Annotated in this window: 23 protein-coding genes; 4 read left to right on the top strand and 19 right to left on the bottom strand. The window is 40.1% G+C overall.

From position 1 onward, the window contains the following. Positions 1–6: 6 nt before the first annotated feature. From HCN_RS09925 to HCN_RS09965, 9 genes are all read right to left on the bottom strand, one after another. Positions 7–237: a cytochrome c oxidase, cbb3-type, CcoQ subunit gene (locus tag HCN_RS09925; RefSeq protein WP_002955937.1), complete on the bottom strand. Its 231-nt coding sequence runs from the start codon at positions 235–237 to the stop codon at positions 7–9. After that, positions 237–977: a cytochrome-c oxidase, cbb3-type subunit II gene (gene ccoO / locus HCN_RS09930; protein WP_002955938.1), complete on the bottom strand. Its 741-nt coding sequence runs from the start codon at positions 975–977 to the stop codon at positions 237–239. Before ccoO ends, HCN_RS09925 begins: the two co-directional genes overlap by 1 nt. A gap of 11 nt (positions 978–988) precedes the next feature. Next, complete coding sequence (gene ccoN, locus HCN_RS09935) at positions 989–2,452, bottom strand: cytochrome-c oxidase, cbb3-type subunit I (protein WP_014667414.1); 1,464 nt, start codon at positions 2,450–2,452, stop codon at positions 989–991. Positions 2,453–2,552: 100 nt separating this feature from the next. Then, positions 2,553–3,797 (bottom strand): tRNA lysidine(34) synthetase TilS, encoded by a 1,245-nt coding sequence (tilS, locus tag HCN_RS09940; RefSeq protein WP_014667415.1) that lies wholly within the window; start codon positions 3,795–3,797, stop codon positions 2,553–2,555. A 107-nt stretch (positions 3,798–3,904) separates the two neighbouring features. Beyond that, positions 3,905–4,495, bottom strand: a complete 591-nt coding sequence (locus HCN_RS09945) for a hypothetical protein (protein WP_014667416.1) — start codon at positions 4,493–4,495, stop codon at positions 3,905–3,907. A gap of 338 nt (positions 4,496–4,833) precedes the next feature. Next, on the bottom strand, positions 4,834–6,222 hold the full coding sequence (locus tag HCN_RS09950; RefSeq protein ID WP_014667417.1) for a CitMHS family transporter: 1,389 nt from the start codon (positions 6,220–6,222) through the stop codon (positions 4,834–4,836). Between the two features lie 186 nt (positions 6,223–6,408). Beyond that, positions 6,409–7,188 (bottom strand): HugZ family heme oxygenase, encoded by a 780-nt coding sequence (locus HCN_RS09955; RefSeq protein ID WP_002955944.1) that lies wholly within the window; start codon positions 7,186–7,188, stop codon positions 6,409–6,411. Between the two features lie 451 nt (positions 7,189–7,639). Beyond that, on the bottom strand, positions 7,640–8,422 hold the full coding sequence (locus HCN_RS09960) for a sulfite exporter TauE/SafE family protein (RefSeq protein WP_002955946.1): 783 nt from the start codon (positions 8,420–8,422) through the stop codon (positions 7,640–7,642). A gap of 58 nt (positions 8,423–8,480) precedes the next feature. Then, entirely contained in the window at positions 8,481–9,713 is a 1,233-nt protein-coding gene (locus tag HCN_RS09965; RefSeq protein ID WP_014667418.1) for a metallophosphoesterase, read from the bottom strand. 202 nt (positions 9,714–9,915) lie between these two features. Here HCN_RS09965 and HCN_RS09970 point away from each other — a divergent pair, with 202 nt between their 5' ends. After that, positions 9,916–11,622, top strand: a complete 1,707-nt coding sequence (locus tag HCN_RS09970) for a cation:proton antiporter (RefSeq protein ID WP_014667623.1) — start codon at positions 9,916–9,918, stop codon at positions 11,620–11,622. A gap of 58 nt (positions 11,623–11,680) precedes the next feature. Here HCN_RS09970 and ung read toward each other — a convergent pair whose 3' ends face one another. From ung to purM, 5 genes are read right to left on the bottom strand one after another with little or no spacing between them, the layout of a single operon-like run. Beyond that, complete coding sequence (gene ung, locus HCN_RS09975; RefSeq protein WP_002955949.1) at positions 11,681–12,391, bottom strand: uracil-DNA glycosylase; 711 nt, start codon at positions 12,389–12,391, stop codon at positions 11,681–11,683. Beyond that, positions 12,388–12,666 (bottom strand): Asp-tRNA(Asn)/Glu-tRNA(Gln) amidotransferase subunit GatC, encoded by a 279-nt coding sequence (gatC, locus tag HCN_RS09980; RefSeq protein ID WP_002955950.1) that lies wholly within the window; start codon positions 12,664–12,666, stop codon positions 12,388–12,390. The genes ung and gatC overlap by 4 nt, the downstream gene beginning before the upstream one ends. A gap of 49 nt (positions 12,667–12,715) precedes the next feature. Continuing rightward, positions 12,716–13,507, bottom strand: coding sequence for a shikimate dehydrogenase (locus tag HCN_RS09985; protein ID WP_014667419.1), 792 nt, complete (start codon positions 13,505–13,507; stop codon positions 12,716–12,718). Continuing rightward, positions 13,507–14,325, bottom strand: a complete 819-nt coding sequence (locus tag HCN_RS09990) for an SH3 domain-containing protein (protein WP_014667420.1) — start codon at positions 14,323–14,325, stop codon at positions 13,507–13,509. The genes HCN_RS09985 and HCN_RS09990 overlap by 1 nt, the downstream gene beginning before the upstream one ends. Before the next feature lie 15 nt (positions 14,326–14,340). Beyond that, positions 14,341–15,348, bottom strand: coding sequence for a phosphoribosylformylglycinamidine cyclo-ligase (gene purM, locus HCN_RS09995; RefSeq protein ID WP_014667421.1), 1,008 nt, complete (start codon positions 15,346–15,348; stop codon positions 14,341–14,343). 168 nt (positions 15,349–15,516) lie between these two features. On the opposite strand from purM, the gene HCN_RS10000 reads away from it, so the two are divergent. Further along, positions 15,517–15,753 carry a hypothetical protein gene (locus HCN_RS10000; RefSeq protein WP_041309568.1) on the top strand — a complete coding sequence of 79 codons (237 nt, stop codon included), beginning with the start codon at positions 15,517–15,519 and terminating at the stop codon, positions 15,751–15,753. Between the two features lie 161 nt (positions 15,754–15,914). Here HCN_RS10000 and HCN_RS10005 read toward each other — a convergent pair whose 3' ends face one another. After that, positions 15,915–17,144, bottom strand: coding sequence for an NAD(P)/FAD-dependent oxidoreductase (locus tag HCN_RS10005; RefSeq protein ID WP_014667422.1), 1,230 nt, complete (start codon positions 17,142–17,144; stop codon positions 15,915–15,917). A 196-nt stretch (positions 17,145–17,340) separates the two neighbouring features. On the opposite strand from HCN_RS10005, the gene mutY reads away from it, so the two are divergent. Further along, positions 17,341–18,384, top strand: a complete 1,044-nt coding sequence (gene mutY / locus HCN_RS10010) for an A/G-specific adenine glycosylase (RefSeq protein WP_014667423.1) — start codon at positions 17,341–17,343, stop codon at positions 18,382–18,384. Between the two features lie 44 nt (positions 18,385–18,428). On the opposite strand, the gene HCN_RS10015 is transcribed toward mutY, so the two are convergent. The 4 genes from HCN_RS10015 to recO all read right to left on the bottom strand — a co-directional run bounded on the left by HCN_RS10015 (position 18,429) and on the right by recO (position 22,560). Further along, a complete protein-coding gene (locus HCN_RS10015) occupies positions 18,429–18,995 on the bottom strand; it encodes a hypothetical protein (RefSeq protein WP_014667424.1) in 567 nt (188 codons plus the stop codon). A gap of 146 nt (positions 18,996–19,141) precedes the next feature. Continuing rightward, positions 19,142–20,377: an ammonium transporter gene (locus tag HCN_RS10020; RefSeq protein ID WP_172580143.1), complete on the bottom strand. Its 1,236-nt coding sequence runs from the start codon at positions 20,375–20,377 to the stop codon at positions 19,142–19,144. Between the two features lie 106 nt (positions 20,378–20,483). Further along, positions 20,484–21,836, bottom strand: coding sequence for an NADP-specific glutamate dehydrogenase (gene gdhA, locus HCN_RS10025; RefSeq protein ID WP_014667426.1), 1,353 nt, complete (start codon positions 21,834–21,836; stop codon positions 20,484–20,486). 97 nt (positions 21,837–21,933) lie between these two features. Further along, a complete protein-coding gene (recO, locus tag HCN_RS10030) occupies positions 21,934–22,560 on the bottom strand; it encodes a recombination protein RecO (protein WP_014667427.1) in 627 nt (208 codons plus the stop codon). Positions 22,561–22,629: 69 nt separating this feature from the next. Here recO and HCN_RS10035 point away from each other — a divergent pair, with 69 nt between their 5' ends. After that, entirely contained in the window at positions 22,630–23,376 is a 747-nt protein-coding gene (locus tag HCN_RS10035) for an inositol monophosphatase family protein (protein WP_014667428.1), read from the top strand.

The raw sequence follows: 23,376 nt of genomic DNA on the forward strand, positions 1-23,376 counted from the left end.
TCCCCTTTATTGATTTTGTTGTTTATGGATAACTTCCCTTGGCTCAATAAGCTCATCATCAAGGTTATCTTTCAATGCAAGATTCGCATACTTCTCATAGTCTTTTACACCTTTGCGTTGTGAGGAATACAGATGATACACATATCCATACAAAAACGCTACAAGCAAAAGTGTAACGATGAGATAAATCTCTTTTTGATGTATAATGATGAACTGCATAAGAGCCTCCGGTATCATTACTGTCCTGCCTGTGATACCTGTGTCGCTGCTCGGCGAGATTGCCCAAGGCTATTCATATATGCAATAAGTGCTACAATCTGTTTCACTTCGCCCTTTTCAAAAGCATCTTTCACATCTTGGCTTATCATATCATCAACAACTGCTTTTGCTTCTTGCATAAAGATTTCTTTTGCCTTTGCCAAAGATTCTGTATTGCCTTTTTGATAGCCTTCGGCACCGATTTGCACACCACCTTCAACATCATAAGGCACACCAAATACAACCTTTTGTGTATAGGCTTCAGCAAATGCGGTTTCAAAATCAGCATTTTTTGTAAAAAGATGTTCATACGCTGGCATAATGGAGCCGGGCACACGCGATTTTGGATCTCTCATATGCCCATCGTGCCAATCCGCCGCATTACGGCTATCGCCAACCCTATGCAAATCTGGTCCAGTGCGTTTTGAACCCCACAAGAAAGGTCTATCATAGGCATACTCCCCGCTTAAGCTATATGCACCATATCTATCTGTCTCTGCTTTGAATGGGCGGATAAGCTGCGAGTGGCAATTATAGCAACCCTCAGCAATATACACTTGTCGCCCAGCTGTTTCAAGCAATGAATAAGGCTTTAACCCCTCAATAGGTTGAGCCTTTTTAGCAAAGCCGGGCAGAATCTCAACAAGCCCAGCAATAGAAAACACTAATAAAAACGCAACCGTGAAAAAGAATGGATTTTTTTCTAAAAAACTAAACATCTTTCACTCCTTTATGCTGCCATTGGTGTGGCATTTTGTGGCTCTTTGTCAAGCACTCTACCTGATGAGATTGTCATCATAATGTTGTAAATAAACATAATGAATCCCATCAAATACATCAAGCCACCAATCGCACGGATAAGATAATAAGGGAATAGTGCCGTAACAGTGTCAATAAAGCTATACACAAGACTTCCATTCTCATCTACATCTCTCCACATCATACCTTGTGTGATACCTGCAATCCACATACTTGAGAAATACAAGATAATTCCTGTTGTCATGATCCAGAATTGCGCGTCCATAAGCTTTTTAGAGTAAATCTCACGCTTAAAGATTCTAGGCACCATATGGAAGCACGCAGCAATCACCATAAAGCCAACCCAGCCAAGAGCCGCATCGTGAACATGCCCGATAATCCAATCTGTGAAGTGTGCCAAGCCATTTACCGAGCGGATAGACTGAATCGGTCCTTCAAGTGTGGTGAGCATATACCAAGTAGAAGCAAGGATTAAGAATTTAATCATTGGCGATTCTTTGATTTGATGCCACTGCCCTCGCATTGTAAGAAGCATATTAATCGCCGTTCCCCAAGAAGGCAAAATAAGAATAACAGAGAAAACAGATCCAAGAGTCTGAATCCAATCAGGCGTAGTTGAGTAAATAAGGTGATGCCCACCCGCCCAAATATAAATAAACATAAGTCCCCAGAATGAGAATAGCGTGAGCTTATAAGAGAAAATAGGCTGTCCAGATTCTTTAGGAAGGAAGTAATAGATTAACCCGATGATACCTGAAGTAAAGACGAATGCAACGGCATTATGCCCCCACCACCATTGCACCATCGCATCATTTGTCCCTGCATAGAATGAAATTGAATGCAGCACACTCCCCACACCTGCGACAAAATAAGTAGGAATAGCAAGGTTATTAAAGATATAAAGTGCAGAGATTCCCACAAATGTAGCGATAAAATACCACAACGAAATGTAAATAGTCTGCTCACGCCTTACACCCATACTTCCAAAAAGGCTAACTCCCCACAATACCCACACAACAACCACGATAATATCAAGAGGCCAAATAAGCTCGGAGTATTCTTTTGATTGTGTTAAACCAGCAAAAAGCGAGATAACAGCAAGTGCCATAAGCACGATATAAATCCAAAAATGTGCTAAACCAACCGTACGCAAAAATGGATGCTCTTTGTAAGTAATCTTTAGCACTCTTTGTCCTAAATAATACCACGAAGCCCAAATCCCACTAAGAGTAAAACCATAGATAATACCATTAGTATGAAGCGGTCTAAGTCGCCCAAAAGTCCCGTATTCTGAAGCTAGATAGTTTAAATCTGGGAATGCCATTTGAAATGCGATAACTACCCCAATGAGTAGTCCCACAAAGCCAAATGCCATCGCAGAAAAAACAAATAACTTAGCAATTGAGTAATCATACTCGAGCGTATTTGTCTGCATGCAATCTCCTTGTTCGTGTTTTGAAAAATACGAGATTTATTCTAATGCCTTTGAAGTTATAGCTACCTTAAAAAGTTAATATAAAAATAACAAAACGCTTTCAAATGGCAAAAAAGTGGCTGATTTTTTTCATAAATTGCTTAAAATCGGCTTGTTTTTCTTTATTTTTTGATAGATTAGGATTTTTTTCATCATCTGCTTTTTGATGAGATTCTAATAGACAAAGCTCCGCAAAGAGCAGTTTTCTAAGCCTTGGTGGAATTTTTGATTTTTGACAAAAAGTTTTAAAATCCCTTGTCATCGGTGGAATCGTTACATTTTTATACATATCAAATATATCCACTGCCACAAAGAGAGCCGATTCACTATGTGTAACCATCAAATAATGAATCTTAACGCAAAATCCACCCTTCACAATCTCTTTGCGTTGAGCAAAACTTAGCACATAGCCGCAAAGCTTTGCTATCTTATCGCAGCCTTGCAAAAGCCTATTTTGCTCTATTCCCCTGCTTATGCTGTCGTTTTCACCCATATTTTCACGCTTGTTTTCCCACCACAAAGTAGATTCTAGCTTAAAAATCACTCCGCCCTGACTACATATACAATCCTTAGAATCTTGCGTAAGCCTTGCCACACACTCTAGCCTTAGCCTTTTTACACTTGGCGTATTTAGGCGTTGCTTATCCTGCTTAAGATATTCTAGGCTTTTAGCAATCCCCCTGCCATACTCCCTTGTTAGCTCATTAGCAAATCTCACCCGAAAAGCATTCCGCTTAAAGCCTAAATCCGCATTGCTAGAATCTTCAAAATACTTTAGCCCTTTCTCCTTGCAGTAGGTATAAATCTCATCTTTGCTTATAGATTCTAAAGGTCGCACGATAGGGTAGCTTATTTTAGCATTCCGCCAAGATTCAAAACCCAGCAGATTTTCCAGCCCAGCCCCACGCGTAAGCTGCATAAGCAACCACTCAAAGCGGTCATTAAGCTGATGAGCTAAAATCAACGCCCCATAGCCATACGATTGCATAATCTCATCAAAAAAGGAGAATCTAAACGCCCTTGCTTGAGATTCAAAGTTTTGAGAAAATTGCGGTGCGTGGGAGATGAAGCAGTGTTTCTTATAGAGTTTAGCCAAATGCTGTGCGTGGGATAGCTCATCATCAGCTTCCTTGCGTGTGTGATAATGCACAATGGCTATATCAAAGGGAATCTCATATTCCACAAGCAAAAAAAATAACGCCGTAGAATCCACCCCACCAGAAAAGCCAAGCAGATTCTTAGAATCTGCTAAAGGCAAAATCTTTTCTTTCAAGCGAAGTGCTAAAGGCGATAAAAATGGGGGCATAGGCTAACCTTAAAGTAAATTACTAAAACGCCCCGAATTATAGCAGAATCTACTCTATGTAGAGATTCTAAAAACCTAGCTATCCTTTATAAAATCATCATTTATCTTTAATGTATGTTGGTAATTTTATCATTATGTGAAGCGGTAAGAAACTCGCTCATTTTCTCACCAAAATATTTTTTAAAGTTCTCCGCATTTATCATATCGCTCTTGGCATTGTTGCATAACGCACACGCAAAAACGCAATTATTAGGCTCATACCCAAGATTGGGATTAAGCCTATCAATATGAAGTGTCCCTGTGAAAGAGGGCTTTTTAGATTCTATTTTATGGGTTTTTACATTTTGTGTTTTATCGGTATTCTGCTGATTATCTTCATCTTTTTTAGGGAAAAGCTCCTTTAGCACTTCCTCTGTCGTGCCACAATAATAACAACTTTTTTCTTGCTCATTATACCACTCATAAAATTCTTTAAATTCAAACCCACCGTTCTTTTTAATCCGAGACTTAAGGGAGCTGTATCTCCGTTTAGCGTCCCTTATTTCATTATTAATCTCATCTTGATTCTTTTCCAAAAATTGTTTTATTTCATCTCTACTAGCTGATAGCCCTGCTAGGTTAAGTTGCTTTTCTACGCTGTTTATCGTATTGACAAAGCAATTCCCAACACATATAAGAAACTTAGCCATAATATCCATTTTCACTCCTTATTTTGATTTTGAATCTCTTTTGTGAGATTTTCTACTTGCTCCTCTAAAGCTTAAGACTTTATTGAAACAAACACACAAATTGCACTCACTTATGAAAACGAGTGCTTCCTAAAGCTGAGCAATCTCAGCTAATACCAAAACTCCCTATTTATAGTCTAATAGGCTAATACTCAACCTAAGACTCAAAGTATCTTACAAAAAAACGCTGATTAAATTAATCTCTAAGGCTCCAGCATACAGCTAACATTGCAAACAATTTTTGGCTCAAGAAGCGAGAGTTTTGCTAAAAACTTCGCTTGTTTTCTTGCTTTGAAACTAACAAATAATCAAAAGAAGTGAATAATCCCCAAAGAAGCACCACAGCTTAAACATATCAATGAAACTCCCCAAACCCAAAAGAAACTTTTGCTGATGTGTTCTTTAATACTAACACCGCTAAGTCCGCACCCTAGCAGTGTTGCTGGGACAACAGGAGAAATAAAAGTGGCACAATTTCGTGCGACAACCATAATGATTGCAATACTCATAGGATCTATGCCTAAACTTTGGGTAATTCCAACCACGATGGGCATAATGCCAAAGAAGTAAGAATCCGTGCAAAAAATTAATGCCATAGGCACAGCACTCAAGCCAACGATTAAAGGGATTAAAACCAATGCCCAATGGGGTAGAATCTCCAAAATTACACTTGCCATAACTTTCATAATCCCAGATTTGTCAAATACCCCAATCAAGATTCCAGCGGCAAAAAGTGTAGTGGCCATCATAATAGCACTTTTAGAGTATTTGTCTATAAGTTTTTGAGCTATCTCCAACTTGGGATAATTAATAAATAAGATAAGACAGAACCCTAACATAAATAAAAAATAGCTAGGCAGGACATTTACAATGAGTAGCACCAAAATCCCCAAAAGCACAATGAGATTCAAGAAGAAGGACTTATCTCTTGTATATTCCCCTTTTTCTAGCTCGTGATGGCTTATGCTTATCTCAATCTTCCCAGCTCCTAGTGCTATTTCCCTTCGTGCCAAGATAAAGGCAACTCCAAATGCACAAAGCAGCCCGATTGCTTGAATGGGGATAAGGTTATACCAAATGTCATTTGCCTCTGCACCAATAATCGTAGCAGCCCTGAGTGTAGGACCACCCCAAGGAAGGAGATTCATAACACCCAAAGAAATCGCCATAATCGTCATTAAGGTTGTTTTACGCATTCCCAATTTTTCATAAATAGGCAACATTGCCGGAATTACTATTAAGAAGCTAGAAGCCCCAGAACCGTCTAAATGTGCAATAACCGAGATAAGCACGGTTAAAAAGCAGATACCATACACATTTTTTTTGCTAAATTTTAATAGATGATTGATGATTTTGTTAAATACTCCTGCTTCATTCAACAATCCAAAAAATAAGATAGCAAAGATAAATAACACTGCCGTGGAGCTAACGCTGCTAATCCCTTGTTTGATGAAAAAACTCAACGCCTTAAAGTCAAAAACGGGATTTTCTATTTTTGCGAAATAAGCAATTTCAAATTTATCCTTTAACAAGCCTCCAATGCCCAGCTGCAAGTTTATATCCAGCAAGGCAAGTCCAATAGCACTACAACCTGATACGATTATGAACGCCACGGCAGGATTTGTCTTTTCTGTTAGCAGTAAATACACAATGAGAATGAGCGAACCAAATCCAACAAATGCTAAGAAAAATTCCATTTGAACACCTTTGTAAGTATAGAAATAGGGAAAGAAATAAGGTAATGTAAAAATTTTTTTAAAATATTAATACGGTGAGAAAAGCAACCCAGATTTACTAAAATGTTACATAAAGTAATCTAGGAGATAGTAGCACATAAACAAGGTGTGAAGCCACCCTGCAAAAACAGAATCTTAGCTTAAAGTCTAAGCTTTGTGGGGATTGTGTGGGCTATGGGGATTCCCGTGTGGATTCCCACTACCGCCAACTTGCTTAATCTCACCATTTGGCAGAATATCATACGCCGCACCAAATCCCTTGACAAACCGCCCAAGACCAAGCTCTAGCCTGATAAGATGAAAATCACTCATTTTGCGTATGGTCTTTATGCCACCAGCTCCGCCCATAGCAGATTCTAAACTATCCAGTGCCTTTTCAAACTCGCTAGAATCTCGCTCAATAAACACCGCATTGACACGATATTTAAGCCGCTTACGCAAAATCACAGACTTTGCCTTGCTCTCATCTTCTAAAAACATCACCTCTACTTTGCTAGGATTTGCCGATATGCTTTCAAAATGCTCCGCCACTTCGCTAATGTAGATATACAACGCCCCATCAACCTGTATAAGCGGAGAATATGAAGATATGGCATTGCCCTGCTTATCAATACTTGCGATGATGATTGAGCCAAACTCTTTTTTAAAAGATTCTATCTCATCGGCTATACCGCTGACATCGGTGGCTTTAGCCGCCTGACACAAGGAAATAATAGAATCTTTAATGCTCTTTTCATCTGCCTTTTGTGGAAACTCCACACGCAAGGACAGATTCTCGTTATACACAATATCTAACCCCACAAAATCCACGCCTACAAGCTTGGCATTTTGCACTTCAACCTGTGGATTGCCATATTTTTTACACAACGCAATAAGTTCGCTTTGATGATGCTCATTCATATGGGCTAAAATACTTTCAAAACTCATAAAAACTCCTTTGATAATAAACTAAAGAGGGTTGCATAGAGGCTACCTTAAGGAGATAAGATAGCCTATTTATGCAATCAAACAACAAATAAGGAAGGAAAAGATGCTTTGCTAACCCGCCCAGCCCTACCAAACCATACTTTAGATTCTAGATTTTGCATTGTCTTTTTTGCAGTGTTCTTATCAGTCCTGTCGGCGTCTTTTAAGATTCCCTATCCCCTTCAAATGGGGTATGCCTTAAGCTTGGTAAATCAATCGCACATTTAAGACTCCAAAATCTCGTATGATTTCGTTAGCAATTTTAAAAACAAGTCTCATTTTAATATATAAAAGCTTAAAGACAAATTAATAACCATTATTATTTTAGTAGATTCAATATAGATTCTAGAATCTTACCGCCCCACACTCAACAAACACATTGAAACATTTTTAAAGTATTTGCCAAAATGCCCTACACAAGCCCTAGATTCTCAAACACTTTCCATAGTGTCAGCAGAATAGAAAAGGCATAGATTCCAATCAGCGCATAGCGGTGATTACTCAAAGTAACCTTGCTTATAAGGTAGATTCCAAGCCCCACGCCAACAGATGAGCTAAGCCCTACGATAAGCCCAGAGTGAAAGTCAATCAGCCCGTGTGAGCCAAGCGAGATACTCCCTGAAATTGAAGCAAAGATAATGAAAAAAAGCGAGATAGGCACGACTTTTTTAGAGTTAAACCCCAAGTAATACGCCAAAATGGGCGCGAGTATCAGCCCACCGCCCACGCCCAAACTCACGGCGAAAATCCCCGTAACAAGCCCAGCTAGAATCATCACAGCCTTTTGCCTGACAGAATCTGTGATAGGTGGCGTGGGGTTGGCATTTGTTTTGACATCAAAGACATATTTGTAAAAACTCACTAAAGAAAGAAGCAAAAAGGCTAAAAGCAAGGTAAAAGAAGAGAGAGAAGCCACGATTACCCCGCTAAATGCCGCCCCCATAAGCCCACCTAATCCCACAAATACGCCATCTCGCACATCTAGCTTTTTGTGATAGATATTAATCATTGAACCTACACTTGAAGAGAATATCATCTGCATAATGGATATGCCAATGGCAGATTCCATATCCACACCACAAAGCAAAAGCACAGGTACGATAATCACTCCGCCCCCTATGCCAAAAAACCCAGCCGCCGCTCCACTCACAACGCCCAAAATCACCAAAAACCACGCACTTAATGCCACTTCCATTTACAAATCCTTATATTTGATTTTCTTACACTTTTACACATACAAACGCGATAAAGCCCTACTCTAGCCTAAGCAATACAATCTCACTAGGGGCTAGAAAACGAATAGCTGGTCCACAAAAGCCCACACCGCTACTGACATAGAGTTGCGTTTTGCCTGAATCTGCACACATAGAATCCTGAATAAGTCGCTTAGATTCCATATTCTTATGCGTAATGTCATATAACCCATAGACATAATGCTGATCTAGCCACACAAACAAAGAGAGAGGAAACACCTGTCCAGCGTGTGTATGTCCGCATAAGACTAAGTCAAAATCACTCACATCATTTTGATACACAAACTTTGGCTGATGGGAAAGTAGAATACTAGGCTTTTGCGGATTTAAGCCCTTTTTAGCAGATTCTAAATTTGGCTCTAGATTCTTAAATCTAACCCCTGCTAAATCACTCACTCCCGCAAGATTAAAGCCTTCAAGTTCAATGTTGGTATTATGTAAAATAGTAAGATTTAATGTGTGTAAATATTCTAAAATAGAATCTAGCCCGTGATAATACTCGTGATTCCCACAGACATAATACACACCCTCTTTGCTTTTTAGCCACTTTAAAGGCTCCAAATCATCTTTAATATTTTCAATCTTATCATCTGCTAAATCCCCCACAATCACCACAATATCCGCTTCCAAAGCATTAATCTTTTCTACAATCCCCTCCAAAAACGCCCTGCCTAGATTCTTGCCAATATGCACATCGCTTATCATCGCAATGCTTTTTTTAGCCTTTAAATGCGGAATCTTTATGCGAACTTCTTTAATGGGTGGCAAAGTAAGGGCAGCAGAAAAGCCCTTAAAAGTGAATAGCAAAAATAATCCAGCCACCGCATAGTCTTTGCATTTACTCAAAAATGTGCGTCTGCTTATGTTTGTGTCATTGTGCTTTGAATCTTGTTGTGTAGCTAAGGGGCTTGGTTTTTTAGATTCTCTATGTTGAATCTTGCTAGAAAATTTAAGGCTTAAATTTACCCCAAATCTTAGTATATCCACCGCCACACACGCCATAAAAAGTGTGAGTGTCAAAACCAAGCACGAGCTAATCATAAGATATTGCCAATGGCTAAAACGCACATCTTTTAGCACAAGCAAGGCTATCTCGCCCAAAGCCAAAGCCACTAAAATCCCAATCCCCGCCCATTTTGGCAAAAGCACACTATGGCGAAAAAATCGCATATACACATACACTTTCATCGCATTGAGAACAACAAACACAACACCCACAAAAACTAAAATCATTCTATCCCCACACTCAATCTATGACTAATATAGAATCTATCACTATACGCAACGCAAAATACAAAATTTATTATATATTGCAAATAATTAACGCCATTATTACGCTTCAACTACTTTCATTATATATAATTGAAAATAATTGACTTTCATCGTGGAGAGGTGTGTTATAGATCCCTATTTTGTTATCCTTTGCGTTTTAGCAATGGCGGTTGTCTCGGGCATTGTGCTAAGTTGGCTCAAAATCCCAACAATCATCGGCTATATCATTACAGGTGTGCTTACAGCGTATATTTTTGGCTTTAGGCTTGAAGATTCTGAAAGTCTTAATAACATTGCTGAGTTTGGTATCGTCTTTTTGATGTTTATGATTGGGCTTGATTTTAGTTTTAAGAGTATCACGGCAATGAAGCAAGAAGTGCTTGTGTTTGGTGGTATGCAGATTGGAATCTCCATTGCCTTTTTCTTTGTTGTGTGCTATTACTTCCTAGGTTTTAATTTCTCCACTTCTATCATTGTAGCAAGTGCAGTAAGCCTATCATCTACGGCGATTGTGCTGAAATTCCTTAATGAAAGTGGGCAAACTAAAACGCCCTATGGAATGTCATCTGTGGGGATTCTTATCTTTCAAGATATTGCTGTTATTCCTATTTTGCTGATGATTAAGCTTTTAAGCGATAAAGATTCAGAAGTTGTAGCCCTGCTTCTTACCACGCTTTTTTCGGCTATCATTGTGCTTGTGGTGCTTGTGCTTCCGGGTAGAATCTTGGCTAAAGTGTTTTTGCGTTTTTCAGCAAATATGAAAACCGATGAAATCTTTGTAGGGGCGGTGTTTTTAATCGTGCTAGGGGCTGCGTATATCAGCAAAGCTTTTGGCTTTTCACTTACACTTGGGGCGTTTTTGGCAGGTATGATTATCTCAAATACACCTTATAAATATCAAGTCTCATCCGTGCTGGTGCATTTCCGCGACATACTTTTGGGTGTGTTTTTTATCACGGTGGGAATGCAGGTAGATATTCTCTTTTTGCTTGAATATTTTATTGTCATCATCATTTTAGTAGCATTGATGATGGGAGCAAAAACGCTACTTATGTATCTCTTTTTGTGCTTCTTTAGGGGTGAGCGTGTGGGTATGCGTGTGGCGTTATCACTCGCACAGATCGGGGAGTTTAGCTTTGCGATTTTTCTCCTTGCAAGTCAGCACAAGATTCTAAATCTTACACTTGATGGTGGAATCTTGGGTGTTATTTTTGGCAATGCGTTCTTTGCGGGTATTACTCCACAAGAGATTTATCAATTCCTAACACTTATGGTGATTTTCTCAATGATTGCCACACCTTTTATCCTTGATAGACTTGATAAGGTTACGGACTTTTTCTTACGATATATGCGACCTTTTAGCTTTTTACAGAAAAAAATCATAGAAAGTCAGCAAGATTCACAAGAAGAATGGGAAGGGGGGAAAGCAGATATTGAGGGGCATATTGTTGTATGTGGCTATGGGGAGCTTGGCAAGGCGATTTTGGAATATTTCAAGGGCTGCAATGTGCGTTATGTCGCTGTGGATAAAAACTACAAAAAAGTAGAAGAAGGAATGAAAAAAGATGAGCCTGTTATCTATGGGGACATTACACATAGAAAGATTTTAGAGGAGCTTGGGATTAGCCAGTGTGCGGCGGTGATTATTGCCATAGATTCTATTGAAACTGCACAGAGGGCATACCAAGATATTCACTCTCTCTCACCTTTGTGTAAGATTATTCTTAAAACCAAAAGTTCCGCTTTTGCCCTGCAAATTCAATCGCAAGGGGCGTATGCTGTGGTGCAGGAACGCAGGGAAGTGGCTAAGATTCTAAGTGATTTGGCTCTCCAAGCAGTGGAAGAAGATATACAACATAAGCAGGAGTAGAATCTGCTTGTGCTATATGGTGTAGAGTTAAATCTCTAGTCAAACCAATCAAGCATATTTAATCAAATCTGCCCCAATCAATAGGGCTTTTAGAGCATTCTTGCAAATACACATTAGCATTCACAAAGACATTGCTCCCCACAAAACCTTGTGCCAGTGGGCTAGGGTGCGGAGCGGTGATAATCTTATGTTTAGTAGAATCTATCAAAACCGCCTTTTTCTTAGCATAGTTCCCCCATAGCATAAAGACAAGATTCTGCTTGTTTTGCGATAATGCCCTAATCACACCATCGGTAAAATCTTCCCAACCAAAATGCTTATGTGAAGCCGGAGAATGTGCCTTGACACTCAAAATGCTATTAAGCAATAAAACACCTTGCTTTGCCCAAGCACTTAAATCCCCGTGCAAGGGTGGCGTGATATGCAAAGTCTGTGCGAGTTCTTTATAAATATTTTTAAGCGAAGGTGGGATAGGCACTCCACGCGGCACACTAAAGCTTAAGCCCATAGCTTGTGGGACACACTCTCCATTCACCATAGCATAGCCGTGATAGGGATCTTGCCCAAGTATAATGACTTTGAGATTTTCAAGTGAGGTAAGGCAAAAGGCAGCAAAAATATCTTTTGGCAGTGGATAGACAAGTTCGCCTCTAGCAAGGGCGTCCATATAATGAGATTTAATCTCGGCAAAATACGGGCTTAAAAGCTCATCTTTAAGGAGATTTTTCCAATCCTGTGGAATCTTTACTTTATCTAACTCAATACTCATTCAATAATTTTTGGAACGATAAAAAAGTTATCCTGTGCGTTTGGTGCGTGATTTAGCACATCTTGGGCAATACCAGAATCTTTTGGCTCATCGGCTCTTAATGGTGTTTTAAGATTCTCTACAAAGCAGTTATTTTCCACCTCAACAGAAGCAATATTTTCAACAAATCCTAGAATCTCGCTTAGCTGCTCCTTGGTAGATTCACGCTTATTCTCATCTAGCTTTAGCATACTCAATCGCTCAAGCTTATTTAAAAGTGTATCATCAATAGTCATTTTCAATCCTTTATCAAAAAACTCGGCGATTATAGCATAAATATAGTCGTTATAAAACCTCGCCCATTATCTTTGCAATCTCACTTGGAGCAAGGGGGCATTCCTTGATAAAAAGGGCTAAGGCTAGGGCTGCTTGATAGATAAGCATTTCCCTGCCGTCCTTGCATTCTAAGCCAGATTCTCTAGCTAGGGCTAAAAATGGCGTTTGCTTCCCATAAATCAAATCAAAGGCATAACAAGAGTGTGTAAAAATCTCTTGTAGCTTCTGCTTTACAAGGGGCAAAGATTCATCATTTAGCCCAGCACTTGTGGTGTTAATCACAATGCTATATGCCCCATCCGCCCTAAATTCATCACTCACAAAGCATTCAAAGCCCTTGTTAGCAAAAAATTCTAGCTTTTCTTGTGAGCGATTGATGATTGTCGTAGAAATATTATGCGTTTTTAGAATCGTCGCTACTGCCTTAGCCGAGCCACCAGCACCTAAAATCAACGCATTTGACATCTTAAAATCTTTCACAGATTCATAAAAACCCTGTGCGTCTGTATTGTAGCCGATGATTTTTTCATTTTCACGCACCCAAGTGTTACACGCACCAATCTCTTTAGCAATACCGCATACCTCATCACACTGCCTATACGCCGTTTCTTTGAAAGGAATGGTGATATTTGCCCCACTTAAACGATGAGCCTTAAAACTTTTCCGCAAATCTTTGCCATTTTCCAAAAGCAAACGCCCATAAAAAGCGTTTATAGCACAGCGTGAAAAAGCGTGATTATGCAAAAGTGGGGATTTAGAATGTGCGATAGGATTGCCATAGACAGCAAAAAAACGCAGCATTACTGCACGCTTTTGCTGATGTGATTAAGCGAGATGTAGCCATACTGCTTATTAGGGAGCTGAATCTTTGCCCAATCCCCTTGTGTCTCAAGCACATAAACTCGCATATTATGACTTAGTCTGCCTATAACTGCCCCTTGAGAATCCGCCTTTGCACGCACATTAAGCGCATTAGCCACAACAACATAAGGCTCACCATTTTGCAAATCTAGATTCTGAGTTAAAAGCCTAGAGGCGACATAGCCCTCAACACCAAAGCGACTTTTTACCTTGCTCCAACCATCTTGCTCATCACTTAGAATCTCCAACGCCTCACCCACCGCTGCACGAGAGATAATAGCAGATTCCGAACTTGGGGTTTGACGGATATTAATGCGATATTTTGCATAGCCATACTTTTGACTTGAAGCTTGACTTGGTGGAAGTTGGCTTGGCAGCACTTGACTTGGTAGCTCTTGCTCTGGTGGTGTGGTAGCTTGAGTATTATCTACAACAGCTTGGGGATTTGTCTCTTGCGGTTCTACAACCTGTGGGGTAGATTCTATATCTGTGGTAGGCAAAGCAGGGGCTGGATCTTCAATCAGTGGCTCCATAGTAGAATCTACTTCTTTACTAGGTTCATTTTGGGCTATTTGCACAGGCTCTCGTGGTGCGTTTAAAGGATCATTTTTAACAATATGCGAACCACTTGGACTGCGTTTGCTGATAATCAAATTTTTTTGATCCATTAGCATAATCACAGCCACATACACCCCTATCCCTAACGCAACAATCAAAAAAGGAAGCGAGTAAAGTTTAAAAAATTTCCGTGTATCCAATCTTAGCCTTTATTTTCAAATAAGCTTAACCCCGCTACCCTCGCAAACTTCACCGATAACATAAGCATTAAAAGACTTCGCAAGGTGCAGGATTTCATCTGCTTTACCACTCTCCACAGCAAGAATCATTCCAACTCCCATATTGAATGTGCGATACATCTCCTCTTTCTCCACATACCGACTGAGTAAATCAAATATAGGAGGCGTTTTTATAGCATTGAGTGAGATTTTTGCTCCTAAGTTATGTGAAAAGATTCTAGGAATATTTTCCACAATCCCACCGCCTGTAATATGTGCCAAGCCGTGCAAAGAAGGACGCAGAGATGAAGCATATATCTCTTTAAAAAGCGGGACATAAATCCTTGTAGGCTCTAAAAGTGTGTCAATTAACGCTCTACCTTCAAACTCTTCATCAAAAGACATACCTAGTTTATCAAACAGCACTTTCCTTACTAGAGAATAGCCATTGCTATGAATCCCGCTACTTGGCAGGGCAATCAGCACATCGCCCTTTTGCACCTTTTGAGATTCCACCTCTTCACGCTCGGCTATCCCCACAGCAAACCCCGCCAAATCAAAGTCATCTTTGCTATACATTCCGGGCATTTCTGCACTTTCCCCACCGATTAAAGCACATTGTGCGATTTTACAGCCCTTAGCAATGCCACCAATCACTTCTAACGCATTTGTCTTATCAAGTTTGCCCGTAGCATAATAGTCCAAAAAAAACATAGGCGTAGCAAAGTTACAAATCAAATCATTTACACACATCGCCACAAGATCAATCCCCACGCCTTGAAGCCTTTTGGCATCAATAGCAAGGCGGAGCTTTGTGCCAACGCCATCAGTTGCTCCTAAAATCACAGGATTCTTATAGCCACTCGGCAGAGCATATGCCCCAGCAAACGAGCCAATCCCACCAATCACATTGCTATCAAAAGTAGATTTCACTAAAGGCTTTAGCCCCTCTACAAGTGCATTGCCTTCATCAATATCAACGCCAGAATCTTTGTAGCTTATCATTAGGTTTCCTTTTGTTTAATGCTTATTAGGTTTGTGAAGTGGCGGATTGTAACATATTCAAAATAACATTTTGTCCGTTCTCGTGTTTTGACACTCGCACTTGCAAATCGTGTTTATTGTTTTTTTTGATAGAATGTGAGCCACAACATAGAATCAAGGAGGCATACAATGAAGTTTTACATTATCGCAATATCAACCGCAATGCTTCTAAGTGGCTGTATGACACACAGCACACTTAAAAAACGCACCGCAAGTGTCATAGGCTGCCAACCACAAAACATAACTATCAAAAATAGCAAGCTTGATTTTATGGGAGGGCAACATTATACCGCCCTTTGCAATGGACAAACTTTTTCCTGCACCGCTCAAGAAGGCTCTATCACTCAATGCGCCCCTGCGAGATGATTCTCTTTAGGGGTTTAGATTCTGCAATATCCCTTTTAATATTTTAGCTAAGGTAGCGTTTTACGCAATTTATTTTACACACTTCAACTCGTGTTTTAAGCTAACTCGCCCACAATGTGTTTTTAAGGGGAATTGTGTAGTTGATTCTGCAATCTCCCCTGCTAATTGCTCGTTCGGTAGCGGAACTGCCCATTTTTAAACACAAGCTTTGCTCCACCTATGCCATACAGCCATTTATTTTCAATAAAGTTTTTCAAAAATGCCGCAAACTCCCCGCCGATACTTTTTTTATAAATAATCCCCACACCATCGGTATGCCCGATAGAACACACCGTGCCTCTGTGCTGAAACTTAAAAGGCTTCTTTTGCGTTGTGCCATTTAGAATCTTAATCAAGCTTTTCCCCACATAATCCCCCATTTGTGCGGCAAGCTGTGCGGTTGGTGCGTGGATAGCGTCCCTTGAAGCATACAAAGCACAATCCCCCACCACATAGATATTCTTATACTGCGGACATCGCAAATACTCATCAACCTTAATCCGCCCCTTTGTCGTCTCAAAGCTTGAGTTTTCAAGGCTATCATTGCCTTTCACTCCCGCACTCCATAAAATTGTATTGCCCTTTATGTGTCGTTCTTCCCCATTTTGCTTAATCACAACGCCATTCTCCTTGCACTCCACCACCTCGCCATCACAAATCACATCAACGCCAAAAGCTTCAAGCTTTTTCTTTGCTAATGCACTTGCTTTTTTACTAAACATCGGCAGGATTCTTTCACTCCGCCCAATGCAAGTAACCTTTGGCACTTCCCGTGGAATCCCACCAATCAAACATAGCTCATCTAGCCTAGAGCCAAGCTCAGCAGCAAACTCAATGCCTGTAAATCCCGTACCACAGACAATCACGCTTAAATCTTCATCATTTTTCGTATGACAATATTCTTTGAATCTATACTCTATAAGTTTATCAAGCTTTAAGGCAGCATTGAGCGATGAAAGCTTGTGAGTGTATTCTGCCACGCCTTTAATGCCAAAATCATCAGGCTTAAAGCCAAGGGCAATAACCAAATAATCATACTCATACGCCCCACCATTACCAAAGACGCGTTTATTTTCTGGGTCAAAAGAGAGAATCTTATCTTTTATAAAATGCACTTTGTCTAGATTTAGAATCTTGCGGAAGTAGATTCTAGCTTTTCTCGCGCTCAATGTGCCAATGGCGACTTTATGCAGGAGTGTAGTTTGGTAGTGATAATCGTGTTTGCTAATGAGTGTAATCTCTGCTTGAGTTTTAAGCTGCTCTTGCAGTGTGATAGCCGCACGCAGTCCCCCATACCCACCGCCAAGAATAAGAATCTTTGGAGCTTTCATAGAAGTCTTATGCTCTCCCATTTTTCACCTCCGCTTGAAGTTGTTTTTAGAATCTACAATCCGCTAAATCCTAGAATCCAAAGCTAAAAGCACAAACTAAAACTGCAATGCTATCGCTTTTGTCCTAAAATCTCCACACTTTCAACAGCAAAAAGTAAAAAAATAATTTATTTTTGCGTTTTTACTCATCTTGTGTTTTTTAGCTATACTTGCCTTTATGAATACAAATTCCGCACACAAAGCAAAAGGCATTGCTAAACAATACCAGATTCAACTCTTAGAATGGTATGCGATACAGGGCAGAACTTCTCTTCCTTGGCGAACCCTAAAAGGTGAAAATGCCCCTTATGGCGTGTATGTAAGTGAGATAATGTTGCAACAAACGCAAGTAAAAAGAGTGCAAGAACACTATTTCACCCCATTTTTAAACGCCTTTCCCACACTAGAATCCTTAGCAAAAGCAAGTCTAGATTCTATACTCAAGCAATGGGAGGGCTTAGGCTATTACACTCGTGCGAGAAATATGCAAAAAGCGGCGATTCTTTGCTGTGAAAAATATAATGCTACTTTGCCTAATACACGCAAAGATTTGCTTAAACTGCCCGGAATTGGGGCATATACTTCAGGGGCGATTTTATGCTTTGGTTTTCATCAAAGTGTGAGTTTTGTAGATGGGAATATTAGACGGGTTTTGTGTAGAATCTTTGCATTACGCGAACCTAACCAAAAGCTTTTAGACGGGCTTGCATTTTTGCTTTTAGACACAAAACACAGCTTTGATTATAATCAAGCCTTGCTTGATTTGGGTGCGATGATTTGCACGCCAAAATCGCCTAATTGCCTTATCTGCCCTATGCAAAATCTCTGCAATGGCAAGGTAAATCCTACGCTCTATCCAACTCCAAAAACTTCTTCTTCAACCCCACTTACACTGCATCTTTTGTTATATAAAGATTCTAAAGGCAGGATTGCCTTTGTGTATGAAAAAGGGGATAAAGGTGGCTTGTATCAAGGCTTATACAATCTCCCACAACTTAAGCTAGAAGCACTTGCAAATAAGCAAAGATTCTATAAATGCGGCAGTTTCAAGCACCACTACACAAAATACGCTATCACCGCAAATGTATATAAACTAGATTCTAAACACTTAAATCTATTAACGCAATCCCTGCCACACACAAAACTATATTTCTTTTCACAAAAAGAGCTAGAATCTAGACCACTTTCATCACTCTGCAAAAAGGCATTGGAGTTTGTGTAGATTCTAAGTAGAATAAGAATCTACAAAAGCGATTAATTGCTTTCTTACATTTTGCTTACGAGCATATCTCTAGCTTCCTGCATATCTGCAAGCTCCTTTTTTAGCTTTTTGACACCTGTTAGCATAAATATCAAATACACTATTGGGAAAAATATGCCTCTAAGCAACCAGCCAATAACCTTACCTATCATAGAACCTAACAAGTAGCTACCATCAGTCTCCATTCTATGACGAGCCAATGCGTTATAATGAGCGTCTTCTGCGGATTGATTAGCTCTTGCTAACATTCTATCGCTAAACCCAGCACAACTCCACACCAAGATACCAATGATAATATACATAACAGAATCAGAAAAATACCCAAGCATACCTAAAGCCAATCCAATTACAAGTATGACAGACCAAATAATGCGTTTTTGAGCGATTTGACCTAATGCTGTTTGCAAATACGCAATGTGCGGGTCTATCACCACATCTAGTGTGCATTTTTGACACATCGGCTTATTGTCATCATCTCGCATAGCATCATTTATGCACTCCATGCAAAGCCCTACATTGCATTTGCCACAAGAACCAACAGCTACCACATCATTATGTTTAATACAATTCATTTTTACCCCTTTTGTTTTGAGTTTAAAATGTGCGTGGCATAATGAGAATCCACCACTTCAAAGCTCCACGGATTCATACTTGCATTTTGTGCCATTTCTAGCTCGTCTTACTGCCACACCACCGGCATTTGCCTTGCGTTTATCGCCTATGAATTATACGCATTCTCGCCGTGCAGTCTAGAATCCAGCCCGTGTTTCTCCACTTCCTCATCTACACGCAAATCTGTAAAAAACGCTATGGCTTTGAAAATCACATAGCTTACCACAGCCGATAGAGCGATACAAATCCCGATTGCATAAAGCTGCTCAATAAGCAGCTCAAACTCCCCGCTTATAAACAAGCCCTCACCTAACGCCCCTTGTGCTACTACTGCTGGATTCACCGCACCATTTGCAAAAAGACCTGTGGCGATTCCACCCCAAATCCCACCAATGCCGTGCAAACTAAAGGCATCAAGCGAATCATCAAGCTTAAGCTTATCTTTGATAAAACTTAGCCCAAAGTAGCAGATACAAGCACCCAAAGCACCGATAAGCACACTTGAGCCAACACTCACAAAACCACAACAGGGCGTTATACTCACAAGCCCAGCTACAAGCCCACTAAGTGAGCCTAGAATCGTGGGGCGTCTGTGTATGACCCACTCTAATAGCACCCACATAAAATAGCCACTTGCAGCAGAGATAATGCTAACAACAAAAGCATTGACAGCAATAGAATCTACTTTTCCAGCACTCCCAGAGTTAAACCCAAGCCAACCGATGAAAAGCAGTATCGCACCCAAAAACGCATACGGCACAGAATGCGCACCTTGCGTATAGGGGATATTCTCTTTTCTCGCACCTACAATCAGCACTCCCACAAGCCCAGCCACACCAGAGCTAATATGCACCACACCGCCACCAGCGAAGTCTAAGCCACCTCGTGCAAGTAAAAAGCCATTTTCACTCCAAATCATATGTGCCAAAACATCATACACAAAAGTGCTCCACAGAAGCAAAAACACCACAAGCACACCAAGCTTGATACGCCCTACAAGTGAGCCTGTGATAATTGCCGTAGCGATGAGAGCAAACATCATTTGAAAGATGACAAACAAAATATTTGGGATTCCATTTTCATTGACACTAGTAGTGTTTGCGACAAACAAATGTTCCAAGCTCCCCACAATCCCAAACCAGCTATCCGTCCCAAAACTCAAGCTATACCCCACAACAATCCATTGCAGAGAAATTGCTCCAAAGCCAATGAAGCAATTCATAATAGTATTAAGCGTGTTTTTGGACTTCACCATTCCAGCATAAAACATCGCAAGAGATGGCGTCATAAGTAGCACTAGAAGTGAGCAAAGCATAAGGAACAAAGTATGAATAGGATTGATTGTCTCAATAAAAGCCATTTAATACTCCTTATCTTAAAAATCTTAAAAGCGGAGATAGATTCCAAACCTAACGATTTGGAATCTACTTAGAATCTACAAGCAGGGGTTAAATCACGCCTTGATCAATCATCGCTCCAGCAACCTTTCTAAATCCTGCGATATTTGCACCAAGCACAAGGTTTGTAGGATCGCCAAACTCTTTTGCTGTCTCACTCGCATTTGTAAAAATGCTTTCCATAATTTTATGCAAATGAGAATCCACCACTTCAAAGCTCCACGGATTCATACTTGCATTTTGTGCCATTTCTAGCCCACTCACTGCCACACCACCAGCATTTGCAGCCTTGCCCGGTCCGTAGCAGATTTTCGCGTTGATAAACTGATGCACAGCCTCAATAGTTGAAGGCATATTCGCCCCTTCACTCACACATTTACAGCCATTAGCAAGGAGAATCTTAGCGTCATTGCCATTAAGCTCATTTTGCGTCGCACTTGGGAATGCCGCAAAGCAAGGCACAGCCCACACCGGATTACTATCTTTTGGATACTGGCTAATTGGCGTATAAACCGCTTGTGGTCGCTCTTTGGCATACTCGCTTAAAGAAGTTCTTCTTGCTTCCTTAATCTCTTTTAACAACACCAAATCAATGCCATCTTTATCATAAATCATACCTTGAGAATCGCTTGCCGTTACAGGCTTTGCCCCAAGTTGATAAAGCTTTTCAATCGTGTAAATGGCTACATTTCCAGCACCAGATACGCTACAAATTTTACCCTCCAAGCTTTCGCCTCGTGCTTTTAGCATTTCTTGTGCAAAATACACACAGCCATAGCCTGTCGCCTCCGTCCTTACAAGGCTTCCACCCCACGGAATCGCCTTGCCTGTAAGCACGCCCTCAAAGCAGTTTGTGAGTTTTCTATATTGCCCAAAGAGATAGCCTATCTCTCGCCCACCTACGCCAATATCACCTGCTGGGACATCAGTAGTCGCACCGATATGGCGATACAGCTCATTCATAAAGCTTTGACAAAACCGCATAATTTCACCTTCGCTTTTACCCTTTGGATCAAAGTCGCTTCCACCCTTACCACCGCCCATAGCAAGTGTTGTAAGGGAGTTTTTTAGAATCTGCTCAAAGCCCAAAAACTTAATCACACCATCATTCACGCTTGGGTGGAATCTTAGTCCACCTTTGTATGGTCCAATAGCGGAGTTAAACTCAATGCGGTAGGCACGATTTGTTTGAATCTTGCCCTTATCATCAACCCAACTTACACGAAAATGAATCTCTCTATCAGGAATCGTAAGACGCTCAAGTATGGCATAAGATTCATACCTCTTATCCTTTTGAAGTGCCGGTTCAAGGGACTCAAAAACTTCCTCCACAGCTTGATGAAAAAGTGTCTGTGAAGGATATTGCTCTTTTAATTTGTTGAGAACATTACTTGCGTATGACATAAGTAACTCCTTATAGATAGTATATGCGTTAAACGCTCTGCAATTATAAGTCAATTATTCTTGTATATTCTTAATTAAGTTTAATTAAAGCTAAATTTTATAGCCCTAGTCCCAAAATTTCCCACAAATGATCCACTTCATCATCTTCAAGTAAAATCGTGCTTTGAGTTTGTAAAAATGAACTCATTTTTTCTAGTATAAATGCCCTGCCACCAATACATTCCTTGTGAGCAAGTAAAAACGCTCTGCCTAATGCCGCAGAATCTGCTAAGCGTTGCTGACACACAAAGCATTGCATTTGATTATTCATATCAATAAACGCTCTGCCCTCGTGATTAAGCAAAGCCGCATACATCTCTAACACTACGCGTTTGGGATTTTGCAACATAAGCTTATCCGCCCCAGAATCTAGCAATTCAAAATAAAAGCTATCAATCTCATACACATCGGCTAAATGCTTATATAAAAGCTTAATAAAATGCTGCCAAATATAATACCTATCGTGCCGAGATTCCCACCTATACCCAAGATGCACGATATGTTTGAGTTTGGGCAAAAAGCCTAGCTGGGTTTGCTCCTCAAAGTCAATCTTTCGCCCAATATTAATAATGCTATGCCTTGCCCCATAGAATCTATACAGCGTTTTTATATCCCTTTGAGTAAGAATCTTGACAATCATATCTTCTGTGCGTGTTTTTTGCATTTGGAGAATATAACCTTGCACTTGATTCCTTAATTTAAGAAGTTCTAACGCATAATTCTAGCTTAAAGTTTCTAAAAAATAAGGGCAAATATGAGTGCATTTTTACATCAAGCCTTAAAGGCTTCTTCAGTCATTATCGCTACATTACAACGGCAAGATTCATCGCTGTATGAAAAGCATACAAGAGGTGCAGGGGGCGATATTAGCATTGGTGTGGATTTATATAGTGAGAGAATCTACAAAGAGCATTTACTCACATTAGCAAGTATAGAATCCGAAGAGAGCGGGTTTATACAAGGTGCGGGGAGTGATTACATTGTGCTTGACCCACTTGATGGGAGTGATAACTTTCTCTCACATATCCCTTATTACGGAGCGAGTCTAGCCCTATGTGATAAAAATGACAAATGCAAGGAAGCTCTTATTATTAATTTCTGCTCCAAAGAATGCGTGATAAGACAAGATTCTCAATGTTTTAGATTCTATCTCTATGAGTATGAATCTAAGCAAGACAAGGCATTTATGCCACTAGATTCTACACCCATAAGCAAATGTGGAATCTTTGAAAAAGCATATAGCAACCCACATATTGCCAAGCTTTTGTATGAAAATGGCTTAAAATTCCGCTCTTTGGGGGCAAGTGCGTTATCTATGGCAAAGGCGTATGAAGTCAATTTTATGCTTTTTATGGGGGAAATAAGGAAGTTTGATAGCAAAGCAGGATTATTTTTGTGTGAGAATTTGCACCACATTTCTTCAAAGAATTGGACACTTATAAGCAAAGATAAGCATATTTTTGATATTATTCTCAACTTTTTAGATAACTCAAAAGGATAA

The sequence above is a fragment of the Helicobacter cinaedi PAGU611 genome (genome assembly GCF_000284635.1).
In the GTDB taxonomy this organism is placed as follows: domain Bacteria; phylum Campylobacterota; class Campylobacteria; order Campylobacterales; family Helicobacteraceae; genus Helicobacter_C; species Helicobacter_C cinaedi.

Coding starts and splice junctions, on each gene's coding strand:
- HCN_RS09955 (WP_002955944.1), bottom strand. CDS start 7,188: ATGAGTTTTGAAAGTATTTTAGCCCATATGAATGAGCATCATCAAAGC.
- HCN_RS09960 (WP_002955946.1), bottom strand. CDS start 8,422: ATGGAAGTGGCATTAAGTGCGTGGTTTTTGGTGATTTTGGGCGTTGTG.
- purM (WP_014667421.1), bottom strand. CDS start 15,348: ATGATAAGCTACAAAGATTCTGGCGTTGATATTGATGAAGGCAATGCA.
- ung (WP_002955949.1), bottom strand. CDS start 12,391: ATGAGTATTGAGTTAGATAAAGTAAAGATTCCACAGGATTGGAAAAAT.
- tilS (WP_014667415.1), bottom strand. CDS start 3,797: ATGCCCCCATTTTTATCGCCTTTAGCACTTCGCTTGAAAGAAAAGATT.
- HCN_RS10000 (WP_041309568.1), top strand. CDS start 15,517: ATGAAGTTTTACATTATCGCAATATCAACCGCAATGCTTCTAAGTGGC.
- ccoN (WP_014667414.1), bottom strand. CDS start 2,452: ATGCAGACAAATACGCTCGAGTATGATTACTCAATTGCTAAGTTATTT.
- HCN_RS09925 (WP_002955937.1), bottom strand. CDS start 237: ATGATACCGGAGGCTCTTATGCAGTTCATCATTATACATCAAAAAGAG.
- mutY (WP_014667423.1), top strand. CDS start 17,341: ATGAATACAAATTCCGCACACAAAGCAAAAGGCATTGCTAAACAATAC.
- gdhA (WP_014667426.1), bottom strand. CDS start 21,836: ATGTCATACGCAAGTAATGTTCTCAACAAATTAAAAGAGCAATATCCT.
- HCN_RS10015 (WP_014667424.1), bottom strand. CDS start 18,995: ATGAATTGTATTAAACATAATGATGTGGTAGCTGTTGGTTCTTGTGGC.
- HCN_RS09950 (WP_014667417.1), bottom strand. CDS start 6,222: ATGGAATTTTTCTTAGCATTTGTTGGATTTGGTTCGCTCATTCTCATT.
- HCN_RS09970 (WP_014667623.1), top strand. CDS start 9,916: ATGGCGGTTGTCTCGGGCATTGTGCTAAGTTGGCTCAAAATCCCAACA.
- HCN_RS09985 (WP_014667419.1), bottom strand. CDS start 13,507: ATGCTGCGTTTTTTTGCTGTCTATGGCAATCCTATCGCACATTCTAAA.
- gatC (WP_002955950.1), bottom strand. CDS start 12,666: ATGACTATTGATGATACACTTTTAAATAAGCTTGAGCGATTGAGTATG.
- ccoO (WP_002955938.1), bottom strand. CDS start 977: ATGTTTAGTTTTTTAGAAAAAAATCCATTCTTTTTCACGGTTGCGTTT.
- HCN_RS09945 (WP_014667416.1), bottom strand. CDS start 4,495: ATGGATATTATGGCTAAGTTTCTTATATGTGTTGGGAATTGCTTTGTC.
- HCN_RS10005 (WP_014667422.1), bottom strand. CDS start 17,144: ATGGGAGAGCATAAGACTTCTATGAAAGCTCCAAAGATTCTTATTCTT.
- HCN_RS09965 (WP_014667418.1), bottom strand. CDS start 9,713: ATGATTTTAGTTTTTGTGGGTGTTGTGTTTGTTGTTCTCAATGCGATG.
- HCN_RS10035 (WP_014667428.1), top strand. CDS start 22,630: ATGAGTGCATTTTTACATCAAGCCTTAAAGGCTTCTTCAGTCATTATC.